Origin of the sequence: Actinomadura sediminis, from assembly GCF_042675525.1 — a bacterium.
Taxonomy (GTDB): Bacteria; Actinomycetota; Actinomycetes; order Streptosporangiales; family Streptosporangiaceae; genus Spirillospora; species Spirillospora sediminis.
Genome location: NZ_JBHTJA010000222.1, coordinates 1 through 3,247, shown reverse-complemented (window position 1 = coordinate 3,247; position 3,247 = coordinate 1). Strand labels below are relative to the sequence as shown.

Annotated in this window: 2 protein-coding genes and 1 pseudogene; 1 reads left to right on the top strand and 2 read right to left on the bottom strand. The window is 78.9% G+C overall.

Features of this window, described 5'->3' with window-relative positions:
- A partial coding sequence (locus ACFQ11_RS37405) for an ATP-binding protein (RefSeq protein WP_378307655.1) occupies positions 1–432 on the top strand: 432 nt, incomplete at its 5' end.
- 22 nt (positions 433–454) lie between these two features.
- Here ACFQ11_RS37405 and ACFQ11_RS37400 read toward each other — a convergent pair.
- Together ACFQ11_RS37400 and ACFQ11_RS37395 are read right to left on the bottom strand one after the other, a co-directional pair.
- The gene (locus ACFQ11_RS37400; protein ID WP_378307653.1) at positions 455–1,543 is read right to left on the bottom strand and encodes a helix-turn-helix transcriptional regulator; all 1,089 of its coding nucleotides are present in this window, start codon (positions 1,541–1,543) and stop codon (positions 455–457) included.
- Positions 1,544–2,281: 738 nt separating this feature from the next.
- Positions 2,282–3,247: pseudogene (locus tag ACFQ11_RS37395) on the bottom strand (hypothetical protein); the annotation flags it as partial.

The window sequence follows — 3,247 nt, the reverse complement described above, 5'->3', positions numbered from 1 at the left end:
GACCTGCCGGCCCGGCCCCGCGCCGCCGCCGCGGCGCGCGCCCTGACCGCCGGCGCCCTGCGCGACTGGCGCGTCGCCGACCCCGACGACGCCGACGACATCGTCCTCATCGTCGACGAACTGGTCACCAACGCCGTCCTGCACGGCGCCGCCCCCATCCGGCTCCGCCTGCACCTGCACGGCCGCCGCCTCACCGGCGAGGTCACCGACGGCCGCGCCGCCGCGCCGCCGCCCGCACCCGCCGACGTCCCCCTCTGGCACGAAGCCGGACGCGGCCTGCTGCTGGTCGCCGCCCTCGCCACCGAATACGGAACCCGCACCAACGCCGGCGGCCCGCACACCAGCGAGGACGAGCACGCGGGAGGCAAGACCGTCTGGTTCAGCAGGCTGCTCAACCCCGGCGAAGGCCACCTCCCCGCCACCCGCACCTGACAACCCCCACCCGACCCCCGGGTCACGGCCGCAGCGGGCACCGCTCCACGCCCCGCACCTCCGGCGCCGCCTCGCCGCCCAGCCGGTCCAGATGCCACTCCACATGCGCCACCGGGCCCCGCGGCCCCGCCAGCAGCTCCGCCAGCGGACGCGGCCCGCCCGGCGGCCCGTACGGGCGCGGATCCGGCAGTTCCCCCTCCCACAACGCGTCGTCGCACCCCGCCGCCCAGTGCGCCACCCCCTCCAGCACCTGCTGCAGATCCCGCAGCACCTCCGCCAGCGACCGCGGCGCAATCGCGTCCTGGATCATCCGCTCCCGCGCCGCATACGTCGTCGCCCGCCCGAACGCCCGCGGGAACGGCGGCCGCCGCCCCTCCAGCACCGGCTCGGCGCCCGTCGCCGCCGCCCGCACCGCCGCCGCCTGCCACCGCGTCCACTCGGCCAGATGCCCCGCCACCGCCCGCAGCGCCGCCGCGCCCTCCCGCCCGTCCCGGACCTCCGCCGCCTCCTCCCGCAGCCGCCCCCGCACCCGCTCCACCCGCTCCAGCGTCCACGCGCGCGCCCCGCCCGGCCCCCGCCGCCGGTCCGGCGCCGACGGCGGACGCGGCAGCGGCACCCGCAACACCGCCAGCAACTCCTCCAGCTCCCGCACCCGCGCGTCCCGCCCCGCCAGATACGCCGCGCCGATCCGGTCCACCCGGAAATTGCGGGGCCCCTCCCGCGTCAGGCACCACCCCACCAGATACTCGCCGTAAGGGGCCGTCACCAGCCCGGACGCCTCCACGTCCCGCAGCGTCCGCGTCCCCGACCGGTCGGTGTAGACCAGCCGCACCACCCGCCGCGACCGCACCGCCTCCACCAGCGTGTCGCGCACCGGCCCCGTCAGCGACTCCGCCTCGCCCACCACCGGCCGCGGCGGCTCCTCCAGCACATGACCCCCGCCGGGCCCCGCCCGCACCGGCAGCCCCCCGGCCGCCAGCAGCTCCAGATCCCGCCGCACCGTCCGCTCACCGGCCCCCAGCCGCTCCGCCAGCTCCCGCGGCCGCAACGGCTCCGGGGCCGCCCCCCGGAGCTCGGCGACCAGCAGCAGCAACCGATCTGCACGTTCCACGCCCTCCATGGTCACCCGCCGCGCCCGCTTCATGCGCTCACGCGCAAGCCCCGATCCCCTCACCCCGCGCCCCCAACCGCCGCCGCCCCGGGCCCCTGAGCCCCCCGCCAGAGCCCACCCGCCCCGAACCCCCAGGTCACCCGGGCCGCCCCCGAACCGGGACACCCGCACACCCCCAGCCCGGCACCCCCTGCCACACCCACCCGAAAACCCAAAAAAGCAGCGGTCCCGGCGGGCTCCCCAGCGTGGACCACCGGCCCGGACGTCCCGAGCGTCCGGACGCAACGCCCCTCAACCCACCCCACCACCACACAACGGCCGCCACACAACGGCCGCCACAACGCGGACGTCCGGCACCCGCGGCAGCCGCATCGACGTACCGTGCGGGCGTCGTCCGGCGGCGGCCAGCCCCACGGCCCGCGCGCCGGTCTCCGTGCCGAGGACGGCGGCGAGGACGGCGGCGATGACGACCTGCCCGTCGCGGGAGCCACCGTCCTGGAGCGCCGACCCGGCGCGCCCGGGCCCGGCTGTGCGACCTCGGCCCGACCATGACCGGCGCGCCCGCCGCGCCCCGCGAACGCCCCGCGTGCCGGTCCCCGACGTACGCCTCGTCGACGTCGTCGACGTCGGAGCGCGGTCCGGCGCCGGGCCCGGCGCCGGACCGCCGTCACCCGCGACACCGGCTCCCGCCCCGGGTGCCGGTGCACAGAGCCGACGCGCGGGGGAGGTGGGGTCGCGTCAGCGGCCCGACAGCTCCGCTGCCAGGCCCGCGAAATCCGACGCCGTCAGCGACAGGATCTCCTCGTCGAGCGCCTGGGTCTCCTCCGCGCTGCCCAGCCGCCGCGTCGCCGCCCGGTCCAGGTACGCCTCCACCAGCCGCGCGCCCGTCAGCCGCCCCCGCGGCCGCAGCCCGCCGATCTCCCGGTCGACCACAGCCCACGCGTCCGCGCCCAGCCGCAGCGACCGCTCCTGCGCCAGCAGCCCCACCAGCGCCGCACGCGCCCCCGGCTCGGTCAGATCCGGCAGCCGCACCGCGCGCAGATCGGTCACCAGCTCCGGCGACGCCGCCGACAGCTCACCGACCCGGTCCGGTCCGCACGTGCCCAGCAGCGCCGTGTCGTTCACGCCCTCCAGCCGCGTCCGGTACAGCACCGTCGCGTACGCCGCGCCCTGCGCCTCGTCCAGGATCAGCGTGTCCAGGCCGTCGAGCAGCAGGACGTGCCCGGCGTGCTCCTCCAGCGCCTCCCGCAGCCCCTCCGGGCCTCGTTCGCGCAGGTCGTCGGCGTGGACCGAGCGGACCTCGCCGCTGGAGGCCTCCACCTCCGCCAGCGCCCGCGCGACCATCCGAGCCAGCCGCCGCTGCCCGCTGGACGGCCCCCCGATCAGCAGCAGCGCCGGCGCCGACGCGCTCGACACCTGCTGCCCGCGCAGCCGCCGCGCCCACTTGCCGCGCCGCCGCACCTCGGTGACGACCCGCTCGATGTCGTCGGCGCCGCACAGGAACCGGATCCCGTACGCCTCGGCGATCTGGGCGCCCTGGTCGGGGGCGGGCGCCGGAGGCATCGGCGGCGGCGGTGCGGGCACCGGCGCGGGCGGCGGCGGCAGTTCCCCGCCCGGTTCGCGGTCGGCGTCCCGCGCCCAGTCCGGTACCGGCGCCGCGGCCGGGCCCGAGCCGGGCCACCCCGGTCCGGGGTCGAGCTGGGG